The sequence below is a fragment of the Loktanella salsilacus genome, from assembly GCF_024206795.1.
Classification (GTDB): domain Bacteria; phylum Pseudomonadota; class Alphaproteobacteria; order Rhodobacterales; family Rhodobacteraceae; genus Loktanella; species Loktanella salsilacus.
The window spans coordinates 2,354,705-2,371,866 of record NZ_CP072994.1 but is presented as its reverse complement, the minus strand read 5'-3'; the positions used below and the strand labels follow the sequence as shown (position 1 = coordinate 2,371,866).

At 61.4% G+C, this 17,162-nt stretch carries 15 protein-coding genes; 8 read left to right on the top strand and 7 right to left on the bottom strand.

Annotated features, from left to right (window positions below; all coding sequences use genetic code 11):
- Positions 1–73: 73 nt before the first annotated feature.
- Together KBW81_RS11520 and KBW81_RS11515 are read left to right on the top strand one after the other, a co-directional pair.
- Positions 74–574, top strand: coding sequence for a DUF1993 domain-containing protein (locus tag KBW81_RS11520; RefSeq protein WP_254247265.1), 501 nt, complete (start codon positions 74–76; stop codon positions 572–574).
- Between the two features lie 162 nt (positions 575–736).
- On the top strand, positions 737–1,063 hold the full coding sequence (locus KBW81_RS11515; protein WP_254247264.1) for a cysteine hydrolase family protein: 327 nt from the start codon (positions 737–739) through the stop codon (positions 1,061–1,063).
- 18 nt (positions 1,064–1,081) lie between these two features.
- Here KBW81_RS11515 and KBW81_RS11510 read toward each other — a convergent pair whose 3' ends face one another.
- From KBW81_RS11510 to KBW81_RS11485, 6 genes are all read right to left on the bottom strand, one after another.
- A complete protein-coding gene (locus KBW81_RS11510) occupies positions 1,082–1,525 on the bottom strand; it encodes an NUDIX hydrolase (RefSeq protein WP_090190371.1) in 444 nt (147 codons plus the stop codon).
- 117 nt (positions 1,526–1,642) lie between these two features.
- On the bottom strand, positions 1,643–4,051 hold the full coding sequence (gene hrpB, locus KBW81_RS11505; protein WP_254247263.1) for an ATP-dependent helicase HrpB: 2,409 nt from the start codon (positions 4,049–4,051) through the stop codon (positions 1,643–1,645).
- 155 nt (positions 4,052–4,206) lie between these two features.
- Complete coding sequence (rpmB, locus tag KBW81_RS11500; RefSeq protein WP_090190373.1) at positions 4,207–4,503, bottom strand: 50S ribosomal protein L28; 297 nt, start codon at positions 4,501–4,503, stop codon at positions 4,207–4,209.
- Between the two features lie 128 nt (positions 4,504–4,631).
- Positions 4,632–5,468 (bottom strand): alpha/beta hydrolase, encoded by an 837-nt coding sequence (locus KBW81_RS11495; RefSeq protein ID WP_254247262.1) that lies wholly within the window; start codon positions 5,466–5,468, stop codon positions 4,632–4,634.
- The gene (gene meaB, locus KBW81_RS11490) at positions 5,465–6,448 is read right to left on the bottom strand and encodes a methylmalonyl Co-A mutase-associated GTPase MeaB (RefSeq protein WP_254247261.1); all 984 of its coding nucleotides are present in this window, start codon (positions 6,446–6,448) and stop codon (positions 5,465–5,467) included. The genes KBW81_RS11495 and meaB overlap by 4 nt, the downstream gene beginning before the upstream one ends.
- A 141-nt stretch (positions 6,449–6,589) precedes the next feature.
- Positions 6,590–6,892: an arginine transporter gene (locus tag KBW81_RS11485; protein WP_090190376.1), complete on the bottom strand. Its 303-nt coding sequence runs from the start codon at positions 6,890–6,892 to the stop codon at positions 6,590–6,592.
- 171 nt (positions 6,893–7,063) lie between these two features.
- Here KBW81_RS11485 and KBW81_RS11480 point away from each other — a divergent pair, with 171 nt between their 5' ends.
- The 6 genes from KBW81_RS11480 (at position 7,064) to KBW81_RS11455 (ending at position 14,447) form a co-directional block, all read left to right on the top strand.
- Positions 7,064–8,659 (top strand): DUF4034 domain-containing protein, encoded by a 1,596-nt coding sequence (locus KBW81_RS11480; protein ID WP_254247260.1) that lies wholly within the window; start codon positions 7,064–7,066, stop codon positions 8,657–8,659.
- Positions 8,660–8,840: 181 nt separating this feature from the next.
- Positions 8,841–10,640: a translation elongation factor 4 gene (gene lepA / locus KBW81_RS11475; RefSeq protein WP_090190378.1), complete on the top strand. Its 1,800-nt coding sequence runs from the start codon at positions 8,841–8,843 to the stop codon at positions 10,638–10,640.
- Between the two features lie 438 nt (positions 10,641–11,078).
- Positions 11,079–12,131 carry a hypothetical protein gene (locus KBW81_RS11470; RefSeq protein ID WP_254247259.1) on the top strand — a complete coding sequence of 351 codons (1,053 nt, stop codon included), beginning with the start codon at positions 11,079–11,081 and terminating at the stop codon, positions 12,129–12,131.
- Between the two features lie 39 nt (positions 12,132–12,170).
- Complete coding sequence (locus KBW81_RS11465) at positions 12,171–12,680, top strand: alkylphosphonate utilization protein (protein WP_254247258.1); 510 nt, start codon at positions 12,171–12,173, stop codon at positions 12,678–12,680.
- A 63-nt stretch (positions 12,681–12,743) separates the two neighbouring features.
- A complete protein-coding gene (locus KBW81_RS11460; protein ID WP_254247257.1) occupies positions 12,744–13,610 on the top strand; it encodes an NAD(P)-dependent oxidoreductase in 867 nt (288 codons plus the stop codon).
- Positions 13,611–13,664: 54 nt separating this feature from the next.
- The gene (locus KBW81_RS11455; protein WP_254247256.1) at positions 13,665–14,447 is read left to right on the top strand and encodes a 3-hydroxybutyrate dehydrogenase; all 783 of its coding nucleotides are present in this window, start codon (positions 13,665–13,667) and stop codon (positions 14,445–14,447) included.
- 99 nt (positions 14,448–14,546) lie between these two features.
- Here the strand turns inward: KBW81_RS11455 and mprF are convergent, their stop codons facing one another.
- Positions 14,547–17,147 carry a bifunctional lysylphosphatidylglycerol flippase/synthetase MprF gene (gene mprF, locus KBW81_RS11450; RefSeq protein ID WP_254247255.1) on the bottom strand — a complete coding sequence of 867 codons (2,601 nt, stop codon included), beginning with the start codon at positions 17,145–17,147 and terminating at the stop codon, positions 14,547–14,549.
- Positions 17,148–17,162 lie beyond the last annotated feature (15 nt).

The following is a 17,162-nucleotide window of genomic DNA, read 5'->3' as shown; positions in this document are numbered from 1 at the left end:
TTCGGTTCGCGCCGCGCCCAATGTGGCGCGCGGCGCGGACTGATCCGGCCGCACTGCAGGATCGGACAGCACCATGTATTCTATCGTTATTCCTGCGCTGCAACGCAGCCTCACCGCCCTCGCGCGGATCCTGACCAAGGCAGAGGCACATTGCACCGATCACAAGATCGCACCCGATGTCCTGCTGGCCGCGCGGCTGTTTCCCGACATGCTGCCCCTGTCGCGCCAAGTGCAACTGACCTGCGACTTTGCGACCCGCATGAACGCCCGCCTGACCGGGGCCACCGTGCCAAGCCATCCCGACACGGAAACCACTTTTGCGCAGCTCAAAGCGCGCATCGCGACCGTGCAGGCCGAACTGGCCAATGCGACCCCGGACGGCTTCAAGGACGCCGCCACCCGGTCCATCACCTTTAAGGCTGGCCCGTCAGAGATGACGCTCTCTGGCCAAGACTACTACGCCCATTTCGCGCTGCCCCAGTTCTATTTTCACATGAGCATGGCTTACGCGATCCTGCGCCACAGCGGTGTGGTCTTGGGCAAACGCGACTACATGGCCGCGCCAGAGGCGTAGCCCAATGACCGCCACGGCCCTGCTGTTGATCGACCTACAACACGCCTTTGCCATGCGCACCGCAGCCGGTGTGCCCCGGTCCAATCCGGGGGCAGAGGCTACGATCTCCCGCCTTGTGTCGCAGACCAGCCAGGCGGTCAGCCGCTGCCCGGCGCCGCGCCCTTGCCGGGCGAACCGGTGTTTTTCAAAACCGGATCATCAGGTTTCAGCGGCACCGGGTTATCCACCGCATTGCAGGAAATGGGGATCACGCGGCTGATCGTGGCAGGGGCCGCGATTGACTATTGCGTGTCATCAACCGTGCGCGCGGCGTCCGATTTGGGACTTGCTGTTGATCTGGTGACAGACGCGGTGTTCGGCTTTTTCGCCACAGGGCCGGACGGCGCTGTGCACGACCCTGACATTGTGCTGTCGGTCACGCTTGCCGCGCTCGGCGCTGATTTCGCGCGCCTTGTCACAGCTGATACGGTGGTCTGGCCTGCGGCGTAAGGCACGCGCGCAGCGCGATCAGATGGCGCGCAGCGCCTTCACATAACCCTTTTCCGTCAGCAGCTTTGCTGCCTTGGCCAAGCTGACCCAACGCCGCTCGCGCCGCTTGTATTCAGGGAACTTGCGCACCAGCTGGCGCACCTTCACACCGTAAACGCGGACGCGGGCAGGGATTTCTTCGCCACTGTCAAAGCGCTTTACGCCGTCAAATTTGGCAATCGGCTTAGGCGTCACGCGTCCCTCGCGTACGCCAGCCTCTTCCCATGCTTCTTGCAGCGCGGCGTCGCCGTCGCTTAGCCCGTCAATCGGCCAACCTTTGGGCAAAATCCAACGCCCCCGAGAGCTGGTGACAAGCAATACCTCGCGGCCTTTTGCCCCTTTGCGGTGGCAAAGGGCGGCAACTTGAACCCGTGGTTCTGGCGTGACGATGACGTGGTCTTCAAATTTTTCAGTTATGGACATACTCGGTACTCAATACGAAAATCGTTTTTTATCTATGAATAACATAGGTCAATGCAGCGGAATCGCAACACATCCTGCATTTTCAGGGTCATTGCGCTTGCAATTGCGTGATTTTTGTCATGTTCCGCGCGGTTTTGCCCGCAAAGTAGGATCAGCTTGTGTCGGATCCTCTGGCCAAGGGTGGCGCGGATATCGCCCGCGCATGTCGCGGCGCACGTCAGCATAGCTGCTGGCCCAAAAACCGGGAATGTCCTGCGTGACCTGCACGGGCTTTTGCCCGGGCGACAACAGCACGACGCGCAGCGGGGTGTCGCCGACCATTGGATGCGCGGTTTGCCCGAACATTTCCTGAATGCGCAGCGTAATTTGCGGCGCATCCCCGCTGTAATCAATCGCGATTCGCCGCCCCAAAGGTGTCGTAAAATGCCCCGGTGCCGCCCGGTCCAGCCGCTGCATCTGGTCCCAGTCCAGCACGCCGCGCAGCGCGTCCAGCAGATCAAACCGCCCCCAATCCGCAGCAGAGCGCACGCCCGCCAGATGCGGCAGCAGCCAGTCCTGCACCGTGTCCAACAACGCCTCTTCGCGCATATCCGGCAAGCCGGGCACCAGGGCGACGCGGGCCAGAAACAGCTGCGCGGCCTTGCCCGGACGCAGCCCTAGCTGGCGCACGCCGTCCAGCATCGCCAGCGCCACGGCATCCTGCGGCGCATCAGTCCAGCGCCGGGCGTCCAGCACCAACGCGCCAAAGCGTTCCTGCCGTTCCGTCACAACGCGCGCATCGCGCCGATCCCAGCGGCACACGTCATGCCACGCAATGGCGTCCGCGTGCACGGCCCGCAGGTCCGCCAGCCCGATCACAGCGGCCTGCCGGATCTTGGCCTCGCGCGGGTTGCCGTCCGTGTCCGTCACGACCAACATGCGCTGCCCGGCCAGCGGATCAGCCGCATCCAGCATCGCCCCCTTGCCGCCCGACAGCAAATAGCGCGGATCATCCCCCGCCCGGCGCAGCGCGACACGGTCGGGATAGGCCAGCGCAGCCATCTGACCAAGGCTTAGCGCGGGCCCCTGCGGCAACCCTTTGGCCAGCCGCTTTGCCTCTGCCCGAATCTGCGCAAGGGCAGGGGCATGCACTGTAGCCGCCGTTGCCTCGCCGCGCAGCGCCGCCACCCGCAGCGCCAAATCACTGCCCGCCCCGCGCAAGGGATCACGCGCCTCTAGTAGCGCTGCTAAGGGGGCCGCCTGCGCGCCAGCCCGCGCCAGCATATGCCCCAGCCGGGGATGCACGGGCAGCAACGCCAGCTTGCGTCCATGCGCGGTGATGCCGCCCCGCGCGTCCAAGGCCCCAAGATCGCAGAGCAAGGCGCGAGCCTCGGCCAGCGCCACCTCTGGCGGGGGCGTCAAGAACGCCAAATCATCGCTGCCCCACAGCGCCAATTCCAGCGCAAGGGCGGTCAAATCGGCGCTCACGATCTCTGGCGGCGCAAAGGCGGGCAGGGCCCCGTCCTCGCCCTTGGTCCACATGCGATAGGCCGTGCCGGGGGCGACGCGGCCCGCGCGGCCGGCGCGTTGGTCGGCCTCGGCGCGGCTGACCCGTTCCGTCACAAGCCGCGCCATGCCGCTGCCCGGATCAAATCGCGCCCGCCGCGCCCGGCCCGCATCCACAACAACCCGCACGTCTTGGATCGTCAGCGCCGTTTCGGCGATCGCCGTCGACAGCACGATCTTGCGCCCTTTTTGCACGGGCGCAATCGCAGCGCGCTGCGCAGCAAAGGGCAGGGCACCGTATAGCGGCCTGACCGCGCAGCCATCAGGCAAACGGCCCTTCAAGGCCCCCTCGACCGCGCGGATTTCACCCTCTCCGGGCAAAAACACGAGAACACCGCCAGAGGTCTGCGGCACGATCTGCATCAGATGATCTGCCACCGCCTCGGCCAAGCGCGCACGCGGCGGCAAGGCGCGGTCCAGATATTGGACCTCGACCGGAAAGGCGCGGCCTTCGGACGTGACGATGGGGGCGCCGTCCAGCATTGCCGCAACGGGCGCAGCGTCCAGCGTTGCCGACATGACCACCAAGGCCAGATCAGGGCGCAACGCGCCGCGTGCTTCCCAAACAAGGGCAAGCCCCAGATCAGCATGCAAGGACCGTTCGTGAAATTCGTCAAAGATGACAGTGCCAACACCGCGCAGCTCTGGGTCCGTTTGCACCATGCGGGTCAAGATACCCTCGGTCACCACCAGAATACGGCAGTCCGGCCCACCGCTCGATTCGCCGCGCATGCGGTATCCAACGCGGCTGCCGACGTCTTCGCCCAGTTGCTGCGCAAGCCGCTCTGCCGCGGCCCGCACCGCCAAACGGCGCGGCTCTAGCATGATGATCTGCCCGGCAAAGCCCGCCTCTAGCAGCGCCAGCGGTACCCGGCTGGTCTTGCCCGCCCCCGGCGGCGCCTGCAGCACGACACGGCCATGACCGCGCAACGCGGACACGACATCCCCTAGCACGTCGTCAATCGGCAGCATGTCCGTCATCAGGCATCCCTTTTCATCTGGCCCGGTAAACTCCCGCCGGAGGCCTCATGCCGCAGGCATGACAAACACCCCGCCGCAGGCCCAAATCATCCAGCAATGCAAAAGGCCCGGCGCTTGCGCGACCGGGCCTTTCGTCAACTCTTCAAAGCAAGTGCTTACGCAGTAGCGGCAGCAGCAGTCGCCTTGGCGATATCTTTTTTGACCTTCAGCGCGTCGGGCGACAGTTCAGCGTCCTTGGCTTTTTTCATGAAGGCGTCCAGACCACCGCGGTGATCGACAGTCCGCAGCGCCGCATTCGAGATGCGGAACTTGAACGAGCGACCCAGCAGGTCGGACATCAGTGTGACGTCCTGCAGGTTCGGCAGGAACCGGCGGCGGGTGTGGTTTTTGGCGTGGGACACGTTGTTGCCCGACATCGGGCCTTTTCCGGTCAGATCGCAGCGGCGCGACATGGGCATCATCCTTCGTGGCTTGGCGGGGACCATTATGGTCCGGGCCGTCTTAGGGGACAGGTCCTGATGGACCGTCCGATTGGTTGAAACACCCCCGCACTGGGGGCCGTGAATTCAGTTAGCAGCGCCTACGCAGAATCCCTGTCCTCGTCAACCCCGTCCTGTGCGGCATCCACCATATTCACGGCACTTTGCCGTGCAATGCTGGACCAAACCGGGTGCCGGGCTGCGCTGGCGTGCTGCAATCCGCGCCAATAGGCAGGGTTGCTGGCGCGGGCGCTGCGGTGCGTGGATAGCACTTGGCCCGCACCGCGCGCGGGGTCAAGTGCCAGCGCTTGGATTAGGCCGGCCCGCTGCACGCCGCGCAGGATTCGGGTGCAGGGATGGCCGCCGCCAGGCAGGCGTACCAGCGCCACGCGGGGGAATAACACCTGCAGCATGCGCGCATGGGTCAGATCAGCAAGGTTGAACGGATCAAGCAGGATATGGCCGCGCAGGCTGCCGTCAAAGATGGCCGTCAAATCGCCAAGCGCCGGATCAAAGCGGCGCGCCTCGCGGCGGTAGCGGGTCTCGAAGGGAACCAACTGCGGCGCGATCGACACCTGAGGCGAGACGGCGACGACATGCGACAGGCCCAGCACCTGTGAAAAGCGGAACGCGCCAAACCCGCCCATGGAATAGCCAATCGCCTGCGCAGCTGTATAATTCTTGCGCAGATCGCGGCAGACAGATTCGAGCGCCGCCGTATCCGCATTTATAAACCAGTCATTGTCGCGCGTGGCGATCATCAGCTGGTCGAATCCGGCCTTGGCAAACTGCTCTGACGGCACCACGGGACCGAATCCATCCCGGTCCAGCCGCCGGTAATCAAAGGTCACCATCAATCGGTCCGCGCCGCGCTGCACCAGATCAGCGCGCAGATGCTCGCCGTCCAGCAGGCGCGTGATTTTAGCTGGCTCCGTCATGCGCCGCGCAAGGGGGCAAGGGCCGCGCGGGCGGCGACGGCGGGGGTCATCTCGCCGCGGGCGACGGCGTCTTCTAGCGTCGTCATGCGGGCGCGCAGGTCAGGGTCACGGGTCAGCAGGGCCATGACTTCAGCCCGCAAGTCTTCGGTAAACCAGTGGCGGGCCTGTTCTGCGCGGGTGCTGGCAAAGATGCCCGTCTCTTGCCGCCAGTGCGCCAGCGTTTCCATCCGGTCCCACGCGGTCTGCAACCCCGTGCTGTCCAGCGCCGACACAGTCATGGCCAGCGGGTAGCCTTCCATATCTTGCGGCCGCTTGCGCAGCAGGCGCAGCGCGCCCGCGTAATCGGCGCAGGTGCGCATGGCCTGCGGTTTCAGCTCTCCATCCGCTTTGTTCACAAGGATCATGTCGGCCATTTCCATGATCCCGCGCTTGACGCCTTGCAGCTCGTCCCCGCCAGCAGGCGCAAGCAGCAGCACGAACAGATCCGCCATCTGGGCGACGACCGTTTCCGACTGCCCGACGCCAACGGTTTCGATCAGCACGACGTCAAAGCCCGCTGCCTCGCACAGGCGCACGGCATCGCGGGTCCGGCGGGCCACGCCGCCAAGCTGCGTCTGGCTGGGGGACGGGCGGATAAAGGCCGCAGGATCGCGGCTCAGATGCTCCATCCGGGTTTTGTCACCCAAGATTGACCCGCCAGAGCGGGCAGAGGAGGGGTCCACCGCCAACACCGCAACCCGCAAGCCCCGCGCCGTCAGCATCAGGCCAAAGGTTTCGATGAACGTCGATTTGCCAACACCCGGCGTGCCCGACAGACCAATCCGCAGCGCCTGCCTGTCCGTGCCAAGCTGGTCCAGCAGATCCAAGGCAAGGCTGCGATGATCGTCCCGACCGCTTTCGACCAAGGTGATCGCACGGGCGAGGGCGCGCCGGTCGCCGGCGCGGATCTGCTCAGTCAGAAGGGGAATATCGAACCGCATGCGCCCTACATATCGGGCCTGCGGTCTGTGTCCAGCATATGTCTTGGCTGGCCAGGGTCAGACGGCTTGCCCCTTGCAGGGTCAAGGTGGAGGCGCTGCCTCCACACCTCCGAGGTATTTTTGACCAGAAGAAGGGGGGCGTTAGCGGCAGCTACGCTCGGCCTGGCCGGTAAATTTGCGGTAACGGGTCCAGAAGGCTTCGTGCGTGCTGGAGTCCGACTGGCGGATATCCTGCGCCTTTTGCGGGTCTTCGAAAAAGGTCGAAGCCAGTTTCTGGTCGCGGTTGGTCAGGGTGCCGTTTGCTGTCTTTTGGACGCACGAACACAAGGCCGAATTCGCCGCAGACCGGCCAGAGGCCATGCAAGCTTTCCCCATCTCGCCGCGCACGCCAGCGCCGCAAGAGTTAAGTGTCACGAGGGCGAGGCCCAGAAAAATAATACGCATGAAATGTGCCTGTCTTATCTGACGCGCCCGGTTTGCCCAGTGTCATCGTCCTTACTGCCGTATCGCCATATTGGCGGAAAAACGCCTGCATTGCAATTCGCAATGACCATGACGCCGCCAAGAAAATACCGCATTCGCCGCTCACTCAGTCGTAAAAGGCATAGGTGGGACATGTTGCGGATTTCAAAGTTCATTCTGGCGCTGTGTCTTGTCGCGGGCGGTGCGCAGGCGGACCCGGTAGCCGAGCAGGTGCGCCGCGATGCTTATGCAGGCGATGTCGATGCGGTCGAAGCCGCGTTTGCACAGGCGCACAAGGATCACAGCGCAGGTCTGCTGCCACTGGATGACCTGCGCAGCTTGGTCAGCGTTCTGAACACTACCCATCCTGATTTGATCGCTTTTCAATCGCAGTGGCTGACAGCCTATCCTGCGTCGCCCTATGCGCTGACCTTGCGGGCAAACGGCTATTTTGATGCGGCATTTAGGGCGCGCGGCCATGAATTTACCAATCGGACCCACCCTGACGCGCTGCAAGCTTTTCACGATCTGGGCGAGGCGGCGACGCAGATGGCGCTGCAAGCTTATGACATCGCGCCTGACTATGTTCCGGCAGCTGACACTTTGTTGTCGTTGCAAAACGTGACGCACCCTCTGGACGACGCCGCGAAGTTTGCCCTGACGGATGACGTGATGCAGTTCGCGCCCAATTTGGGCACGCTGCAACGTGCGCTAAGCAGCGCAGAGGAGAAGTGGGGCGGGGCGGGCCTGCCGGAGATCAAACGTTACTGCGACGCTTTTGCTGACCTGATTCCAACAGAGCCGGGGTTTACCACCGACGTTTGTATCGCCCGGATCGTCGGTTGGAATGCCCGCACAGGGCCGGAAATTGAAGCGGCCCGGCAGTTGGCCGAGACAACGGGTCACGTCAATCTTGGCGGCCTGCGGCGGCAGCTGGCGCTTGAACGGCGAAGCCCTGCGGACCGCGCCGTGCTGGAGGCCTATTTGCTGCAGCGCGGGAATGACGATTGGTGGACAGCGACCCAGTTTGCACAGTCCTTTGACGTGACGCCGGATATCGACAACGCACTACGGACAATCGACTGGCTGGCCTTGTCGCGAAGGCGCGATTGGTTGCGGCACGATCCCTTTAACGCCGGCGTAATCGACTTTTTGCTCAATCAGGCCTGGTCCACCCGTCCCGGAAAGGCAGGGCATCCTGTGTTAACGGACGACACCCGGCGCATGTTGCGCAAGCGGCTGACCCTGGCGCATCCGTTTGACGCCGCGGTCTGGTTTGAAACCGGACAGTATATGTTCGTGGACAGCGATGACGACGCGCCGTTCGCCCCCTATTTCGAAAATGCGATCTACTACAGCCAGCACGATGCCGGCATTCTGCAACAGGTCATGATCATGACACTGCGTGCGCTGCAAACGGAGGATTGGCTATCGGGTGCGACCGGCGATGCCGCCCCCGCCATCACCCGCGATGCGGCGCAGCTTTGCCCCGTCATCCGGCTGTCGCGCGTATTCGAAGCGGTGTGCGCCAACGCCCTTTATGGCACCTGCGAGGATATGTCAGAGGCTTATCCCATGGCTGCGATTAAGGCGGCTGTCACATCAAACAACCTGTGCCAGCACGAACGCACGGCCGCGGTTCAGGATCTACTGTACGCACCAGTGACGATCCCGGCGGGCGACATCCTGTCCGGCATTGCCAACCGGGGCGAAGCCGTGGACCCGAACGGTTTCGCGCTGGCCCCCTAGACGCACCGCGCGCCCTTGAAAAGCGGCGCGGCCCACCGGGATATTTGCCCGCTGGCAGAGGGCGGCCACCCTATTCGCGGCCAAATGTCCGCGCCCGTGTCATCGTGCCCGACAGCCCTTGCAAAATCGCGGCTGACCCGCCATTGACAGGGGCTAATTTCAGACCTTTTGGGGCCGCGCCATGACCGATCTTTCGCACATCCGCAATTTCTCGATCGTGGCACACATTGACCACGGGAAATCCACGCTGGCTGACCGCCTGATCCAGTCCACCGGCACCGTCGCCGACCGGGACATGAAGGCACAGATGCTGGACTCCATGGATATCGAGCGTGAGCGCGGTATCACCATCAAAGCGCAGACCGTGCGGATCGACTACAAGGCCGACAACGGCGAGATGTATGTCCTGAACCTGATCGACACCCCCGGTCACGTCGACTTTGCCTACGAGGTCTCCCGCTCCATGCGCGCGGTCGAAGGCTCGCTTTTGGTTGTCGACAGCACCCAAGGGGTCGAGGCGCAGACGCTGGCCAACGTGTATCACGCGCTGGACGCTGACCACGAAATCGTGCCGGTCCTGAACAAGATCGACCTGCCAGCGTCCGAATGTGACCGCGTCGCCGCCCAGATCGAAGACGTCATCGGCATCGACGCATCCCAAGCGATCCGCGTCAGCGCCAAAACCGGCGTCGGCATCAAGGAAACGCTAGAGGCTGTCGTTCACCGCCTGCCGGCCCCTAAGGGCGACCGCGATGCGCCGCTCAAGGCGATGCTGGTCGATTCTTGGTACGACAGCTACCTGGGCGTCGTCGTGCTGGTGCGCATCATCGACGGCGTGCTGAAACTCAAGGACCGCGTGCGGTTCATGTCCAACGACACCGTCCACCTGATCGACCGCCTTGGCGTGTTCAAACCCGGCATGTTGCCGATGGACCAGCTTGGCCCGGGCGAAATCGGCTTCTTTACCGCCCAGATCAAAGAGGTCCGCGACACCCGCGTCGGCGACACGATCACTAGCGAACGCAAAGGCGCGACGCAGGCGCTGCCGGGCTTTAAGCCTGCCCAGCCCGTCGTGTTCTGTGGCCTGTTCCCCGTCGATTCGTCCGAATTCGAGGATCTGCGCAACGCCATCGACAAACTGGCCCTGAACGACGCCTCCTTCAGCTTCGAGATGGAAACCTCTGCCGCCCTTGGCTTTGGCTTTCGCTGCGGTTTCCTTGGCCTGCTGCACCTTGAAGTCATCCGCGACCGGATCGAGCGGGAATACAACATCGACCTGATCACCACCGCGCCATCCGTGGTTTACCACATCTTTATGAAGGACGGCACGCAGCAGGACCTGCACAACCCCGCCGACATGCCCGACCTGACCTTTGTCGACCATATTGAAGAGCCGCGGATCAAGGCGACGATCCTTGTGCCCGACGAATACCTTGGTGACGTGCTGAAGCTGTGCCAAGACCGCCGCGGCGTGCAGCTGGACCTGACCTATGCGGGCAGCCGCGCGATGGTCGTCTATGACCTGCCCCTGAACGAGGTAGTGTTCGACTTCTACGACCGCCTGAAATCCGTGACCAAGGGCTATGCGTCCTTTGACTACAACCTGACCGGTTACCAAGAGGATAACTTGGTCAAGATGTCGCTGCTGGTGAACGACGAACCCGTCGACGCGCTGTCGATGATGGTCCACCGCGACCGGGCCGAAATGCGCGGCCGCGCCATGGTCGAAAAGCTAAAAGAGCTGATCCCCCGCCACATGTTCAAAATCCCGATCCAAGCGGCCATCGGCGGCAAAGTGATCGCCCGCGAAACCCTGTCTGCCCTGCGCAAAGACGTCACGGCCAAATGCTACGGCGGCGACGCCACGCGCAAACGCAAGCTGCTGGACAAGCAGAAGGCGGGTAAGAAGAAGATGCGCCAGTTCGGTAGTGTGAACATTCCGCAAGAAGCGTTTATTTCCGCGCTTAAAATGGACAGCTAAAAGCTGGACATTTTAAGCGCGCGTGCGGGGAAACGTTTGGCGCAGTCAAATGTGGCCGCACTCGGTTGCGTTTGAAGTCCTGCAGCTTTTGCGTGACTCAACGGTATTGGATGCATAACCTGCATGAGAAATGATGGATTTAGATGTGCGGCCCCATCGAAGCAGTGGTCTGAACTGTGATCCACAGCCTCGCTTAAATCAAAGAAGCTTGACGTGAACTCGTCGCGCTTTGGTGATCAAAGTGATGACGTAATACTGTCTATTGGTACTCCCGATAGCTATCAGCGATAGTTTTTGTAGGATAGTTTTCAATTTCACTATAGAGCCAGGATGAAATCCAGTCCGTAGTATAATTTAAATATTTCAATTTTCACTATAGCATACGAGGCTAGGATTTTTTGAAGTCGACATTTTTTAAACATATAGGGCGCGCTTTCGATGGGTGACAATATGCGAAAAAACGTGATTGTTGTGGGGGCGGGAGCAAGTGCGGAATTCGACTTGCCAACCGGGGTGCAGCTTGCTGGCCGCTTGAGGATGGCGTTAAATTTTAATCAGGATAATTTTGGAAGTATTGTCGGGAGCGCGGGCGACAGAAATCTAGCAAGTGCCATTTCTAAATTTTGCCAAGATAGTGGGCGAGATAGAAATGTTCTCTTTCAAGCTGCCCGTCAAATCAGTGCGAACATGCCTCTAGCGCCATCGATTGACAACTACCTTGATACGCACAGTCACAACTCTGATCTAGTCGTTGTTGGGAAAATGGCAATTGCCAATGAGATTATGAATGCTGAGCGTAGGAGCCTTTTGATGGTTCAGGAAGGAAACATATTTAATCAAATAAATTTTGAGAGACTTAAAGAAACCTGGATTAGCGTATTTTTTAGGATAATCGTGGCGAAAAGGAAATTTGAAAATTTTCTAGACGCATTGGCTAATATAACTTTTATATCGTTTAATTATGATCGCTGCATTAAGCATTTTCTTGTGAGTGCGGCTGCTAGCTATTTTGACTTACGTGAAAAAGATATAGTTAAAGTGTTAGGCGCAATAAATGTAATTCACCCCTATGGATCAGTAGGTAGCATTGAAGTTAGCGGGGGCAGGGCCACTGGTTTTGGAAGCAGTTTTGATGCTAGCGAAATAATTTCATCGTCTGATAAGATTAGGACGTTTACCGAAGGTGTCATTGATACTCAGCTATCTCATAGTATAAAGTCGTCTTTTGAAGGGGCTGACCTTGTGATGTTCCTTGGGTTTGCTTTTCTCGATATAAATATGCAAGTGTTGACTCCAAAAGACGGAGGTGCGAAGCGCGTTTTAGCGACTGCCATGGGGCGATCCGCTGATACTAAATTGCGGTTACAGTCTTTAATTTCTACCAGCTTTATGGATAAGAGATTTCGTGCGCCGGTGGAGATGTTTGATGGTAGATGTAGTGATTTATTTTATGAATTTGATCACTATTTGGCGGAAATTCAGCCTAAATAGTTATTGTGTTTTGAGTCTTACTCCTGTCGAATACGACCCATGACCTGCCCCCTCTGCGCCACCCCCAACACCCCGCTCGTCCCCACACCTGTCCCCGGCGGCCCGGCGGACGCGTCCGTGGACCTCTGCGGGATTTGTATCGACCAGCATGACAGCCCGACAAACCCGGACCACTTCCGCAGCCTTGCCACCACCATGTGGTCCGAAGACCCTGCCGTGCAGGTCCTCGCCTTTCGCACCTTAACCAAGATCGACGCGCCTTGGGCGGATGATCTGCTGGGGCAGCTGTACTTGGACGACGACACCCGCGCTTGGGCCGAAAACGTCGCCGCAGACAGCCAGCACAAGGACGCGAACGGCGTCACGCTGAACACCGGCGACACGGTCACGCTGATCAAGGACCTGACCGTCAAGGGTGCGGGCTTTACCGCCAAGCGCGGCACGGCGGTGCGGCGGATATCCCTTGTCGCGGACAATCCCGCCCATATCGAAGGCCGGGTTGAAGGCCAGCGCATCGTGATCCTCACTGAATTCGTCAAGAAGTCCTGACACCGCTTCACATCCGCGCCAAACCCGTCATTCTGCCGCCAAAGCATCAACGGGAGAGACGACATGAAACTGGCATTCCTTGGACTGGGCGTGATGGGCTATCCGATGGCCGGACATCTGGCCAAAACCCACGACGTCACGGTCTATAACCGCACAGCCGCCAAGGCGCAGGCGTGGGTCGATCAGCATGGCGGCGCAATGGCGGACACGCCAGAGGCGGCGGCAAACGGCGCGGATATCGTGCTGGCCTGCGTGGGCAACGACGACGACCTGCGCAGCGTCACGACAGGGCAGGGCGGTGCCTTCGCGGGCATGAAGCCCGGCGCGATCTTCGTCGACCACACCACCGTCAGCGCGCAGGTCACGGCAGAGCTTTACGCCGCAGCCAAAGACGCAGGCCTGCACTTTGTCGATGCCCCCGTCAGCGGCGGGCAGGCGGGCGCGGAAAATGGCCAGCTGTCGATCATGTGCGGCGGCGACCAAGACGCCTACACCAGCGCAGAGCCGGTCATGCAGGTCTATGCCAAGCTGTGCCGCCGCATCGGTGATAGCGGCGCAGGCCAGATGACCAAGATGTGCAACCAGATCGCCATCGCCGGCCTTGTCCAAGGCCTGTCAGAGGCGCTGCACTTTGCCCAGAAGGCGGGCCTTGATGGCGAAGCCGTGGTCGAGGTGATCAGCCAAGGTGCCGCCGGGTCGTGGCAAATGGCGAACCGCTATCAGACCATGCTGGGCGACAAATGGGACCACGGTTTCGCCGTTGACTGGATGCGCAAAGACCTTGGCATCTGCCTTGCCGCCGCTGACGCGAACGGGGCAAGCCTGCCCGTCACCGCGCTGGTCGATCAGTTTTACAAAGACGTGCAAAAACTGGGCGGCGGCCGCTGGGACACCTCTAGCTTGCTGAAACGTCTGCAGGCGATGGGCTAAATTGGGCCAGTTGGTTTCACAACAACGCCCCTGCGGGCGCGAAAGGACATCACCATGAATATGACCGGCAAGAACTGCATCGTCACCGGCGCCGCTAGCGGCATCGGCAAGGCGATCGCTTTGAAATACATCTCTGACGGGGCCAATGTCGCCATCGCCGACTTAAAACTGGACGCCGCACAAGCTGTCGCGGACGAGCTGACCGCCATGGGCCCCGGCCGCGCCATCGCGGTTGAGATGGACGTCACAGACGAGGACGCGGTGAACGCAGGCGTGCAAAAGACCGTGGATGACCTGGGCAGCGTCGACGTGCTGGTCAGCAACGCTGGCATCCAGATCGTCCACCGGATCGAGGATTTCCCCTTTGCCGAGTGGAAAAAGATGCTCGCCATCCACCTCGACGGGGCCTTCCTGACGACCAAGGCCTGCCTGCCGCATATGTACGCGCAGGGCAGCGGCACCGTGATCTACATGGGCTCCGTCCACTCGAAAGAGGCATCGCCCCTGAAATCCGCTTACGTCACCGCGAAACATGGCCTGATGGGTCTGTCGCGCACTTTGGCCAAAGAGGGCGGCCCCAAAGGCGTACGCAGCCACGTCATTTGCCCCGGCTTTGTGAAAACCCCGCTGGTGGAAAAGCAGATCCCCGAACAGGCCCGCGACCTAGGCATTTCCGAAGAAGAGGTCGTCAGCAAAGTGATGCTGGGCAAAACCGTGGACACCGAATTCACCACGATCGAAGACATCGCAAACCTCGCCTGGCTCTTCGCCGCCTTCCCGACAAATGCTTTGACCGGCCAGTCCATCGTCGCCAGCCACGGCTGGTTTATGAACTAGGGGGCGTCCCCTTCTTCTGGTCTTAAATACCTCGGGGGGGGTGGGGGCCGCGCCCTCGCGGATCGGTCCGGGCTTGCCCGGACCGATCCAATTAACCCATCAATCGCGCTTGCGCCGTATCACACCGGACACACCGCCAGAGATCAGCGTATTCACCTCATACAAAGTGCGGGCCGCGTCCATGCGGCCGGGGCTGGCAAGGTAGTTCGGCGACCAGACTGGATCGAACTTTTGCTTGAAACTGCGCAGGCCCTCAAACTTATAAAACCGCTCGCCGTGGGTATAGATGAACCCGCCGACCCGGTTCCAGACGGGCGCATGCTTGCGGTTCTCTAGCCCTGCCAGCGGGGCCGCACCAAGCGAGAACCACGTATACCCCGCGTCCCGCGCCCACAGCATCATATCCGCAAACAGCCCGTCCATCGCGGCGGGCGTGGTGTCAGGATCATAGCGCATCAGATCAATCGCAACCTCTGCCCCTGTGCCGCTGCGCAACAGGGTGGCAAAGGACGCAATGCGCCCGGTTTCAACGTGGCGCAGCACCGCATGATCAAAGTTGCACAAATACGCCGGATCAAACGCGCCAAGGGCAAAGGCCTTTTCCGATCCCGATTTCAGCGCCAGCCAGGTGTCGGACACAGCGCGCAACGCGCCCAAGTGATCCAGAACCTGCGCCGCCGGAATGATCGCAAAGGCATAGCCATCACGCGCTGCCCGCGCCTTCGCGTGGCGCCAATCTTTGCGCTTGGCCCCGTCCAGTGAAAAGCCCGCCAGCGGGACGCGGGCGATCTCTCCGATCTTGACGACGGATAGGCCCAGATCAATGTAGGTCGGCAGATAATGCGTCTGCACCGCATAAAACGCGCAGCGCCGCCCCATGCGGTCGGCTTGATCACGCAGCGCCCAGATCAACGCTTCACCCGCTTCTGGATCGCCGACAGGATCACCCTTGGCGATCAGGCTGGCACCGGTGTCGGCATAGGCCAGATAGGCGTCTTGCCCCGGCGCAATCAGGAACCGCTTGTCGCCGGTCAGCGCCAGCGCGGCCTCTGTATCATAGCTGGCCTTGGTCAGGCGGCGCACGACATCTGGGATTGGTTCGGGCATCAGCCGTGTATTGGACCGGCTGATCAGGCTGTTCAGCGCTACAGCGATCAGCACCACCGTCACCGCAATTGTTGCCCGCAAAAATCGCGGTGCATCGCCGTTCCACGCAAACTGCCACCACATCGCATCGCTATACGTCACGTTGCGATAGGCGAAAAATCCGATCCACGTGATCCCGACCACCAATAACGCCACACTAATCAGCCAGCGCATATTCAGCCGCAGCGCAGACCCAAGACCCACGCGGTAGAACGCGCTGCGAAACGACCAAAGCACGGCCAGCGCCAGCGCAAGGGCCATGGCATTTTCCAGCTCTGCCCCCTTCAGCAGCGATAACACCAGCCCTGCGGCCAGCAGCGCCATCGAAATGAACCACGCCCGCGCCATTCGCCGATAAAGCCCCCGCGCGACGATCAGCAGCAAAACCCCCGCCACGCTCGCCAGCAGGTGCGATGTTTCAACCAAACCCAGCGGCAACAGATCCTCTAGCAAGGCGCGGGCCCCGACGGCGGGCAGATCGCCCCGCAGCAACAGCGCCGCCCCCGATAGCAGCGCCAGCGCCGCCGACAGGATCGGCACGATAGGCTGCGTCGCGCGCAGCAACGTCGCATGCGCCGCGCTGGCCTTGTCCCGGTTCGCAAGGCCCCAAGCCGCCGCCAATCCGACGACCGCAATCACAAACGGCAGCACCGTATAAATCACGCGGTAGCACACCAGCGCGACCAGCAGATCAGACCGCCCCGTGCCGCCAAGGCCTGCGATAATCGCCGCCTCGAACACGCCAAGGCCGCCCGGCGCGTGACTGACCACACCAAGGCCCAGCGCCCCGATAAACAGCACGAAAAACAGCACAAAGTTCTGCGCCAGATCGGGTGGCAACAGCACATAAAGCGTCAGCGCCGTTGCTGTCAGATCAATCAGCGCGATGCCCATCAGCACGATCATCTGTTTCGCAGCGGGCAAGGTGACAGACACCGACCGCCAAGACGCCGTCTTGGGCCCACGCGCGGTCCAGATCAGCACGCCCGCGACCCCGGCAAGGATTGCGCAACCGACCAGCAGCTCTGACCCGTCCGGCAGGTGGATCACGCCGCTCAAGCCCGTGGGATGGAACGCAAATAACCCGCCCAGCAGCACCAAAAGCCCCAGCAGGAACGCCAGCCAAGACGTCGCGATCAGCTTGGCCACCGTGGCGATATCGACGCCAAAGGCGGCATAAATCCGGTAGCGGATTGCGCCGCCCGTCAGCCACGAAAACCCCAGCAGGTTCGACACGGCCATGGAACTGACGCCCGTCAGCACCGGCACATAGCCGGGCATATTCTCGATCCTCAGGCTGCGCAGGATGATCGGATCATATAGCGCTAGCGCCAGATAACTGATCCCCATCGCGCCAATCGACAGCGCGATCCGTTCCCAGCCATAGCCGGCCAAATCGCGGCGCAGATCGCCGGGGCTGATATCGCGGCTCAGGTCGCGCAGCACGATCAGCGCGATCAACATGATCACCAGCGGCACGACAAGTCGCCAGCCGGACCACTGCAGGACCGCGCTTACTATCCCGGACCGTTGCGGCGTGTCGCTGTCTGACATGGCTATCTCCTGTTG

Excerpts from the sequence above, each read along its gene's own strand:
- KBW81_RS11520 (WP_254247265.1), top strand. The coding sequence starts at position 74 with ATGTATTCTATCGTTATTCCTGCGCTGCAACGCAGCCTCACCGCCCTC.
- KBW81_RS11510 (WP_090190371.1), bottom strand. The coding sequence starts at position 1,525 with ATGTCCATAACTGAAAAATTTGAAGACCACGTCATCGTCACGCCAGAA.
- hrpB (WP_254247263.1), bottom strand. The coding sequence starts at position 4,051 with ATGACGGACATGCTGCCGATTGACGACGTGCTAGGGGATGTCGTGTCC.
- rpmB (WP_090190373.1), bottom strand. The coding sequence starts at position 4,503 with ATGTCGCGCCGCTGCGATCTGACCGGAAAAGGCCCGATGTCGGGCAAC.
- KBW81_RS11495 (WP_254247262.1), bottom strand. The coding sequence starts at position 5,468 with ATGACGGAGCCAGCTAAAATCACGCGCCTGCTGGACGGCGAGCATCTG.
- meaB (WP_254247261.1), bottom strand. The coding sequence starts at position 6,448 with ATGCGGTTCGATATTCCCCTTCTGACTGAGCAGATCCGCGCCGGCGAC.
- KBW81_RS11485 (WP_090190376.1), bottom strand. The coding sequence starts at position 6,892 with ATGCGTATTATTTTTCTGGGCCTCGCCCTCGTGACACTTAACTCTTGC.
- KBW81_RS11480 (WP_254247260.1), top strand. The coding sequence starts at position 7,064 with ATGTTGCGGATTTCAAAGTTCATTCTGGCGCTGTGTCTTGTCGCGGGC.
- lepA (WP_090190378.1), top strand. The coding sequence starts at position 8,841 with ATGACCGATCTTTCGCACATCCGCAATTTCTCGATCGTGGCACACATT.
- KBW81_RS11470 (WP_254247259.1), top strand. The coding sequence starts at position 11,079 with ATGGGTGACAATATGCGAAAAAACGTGATTGTTGTGGGGGCGGGAGCA.
- KBW81_RS11465 (WP_254247258.1), top strand. The coding sequence starts at position 12,171 with ATGACCTGCCCCCTCTGCGCCACCCCCAACACCCCGCTCGTCCCCACA.
- KBW81_RS11460 (WP_254247257.1), top strand. The coding sequence starts at position 12,744 with ATGAAACTGGCATTCCTTGGACTGGGCGTGATGGGCTATCCGATGGCC.
- KBW81_RS11455 (WP_254247256.1), top strand. The coding sequence starts at position 13,665 with ATGAATATGACCGGCAAGAACTGCATCGTCACCGGCGCCGCTAGCGGC.
- mprF (WP_254247255.1), bottom strand. The coding sequence starts at position 17,147 with ATGTCAGACAGCGACACGCCGCAACGGTCCGGGATAGTAAGCGCGGTC.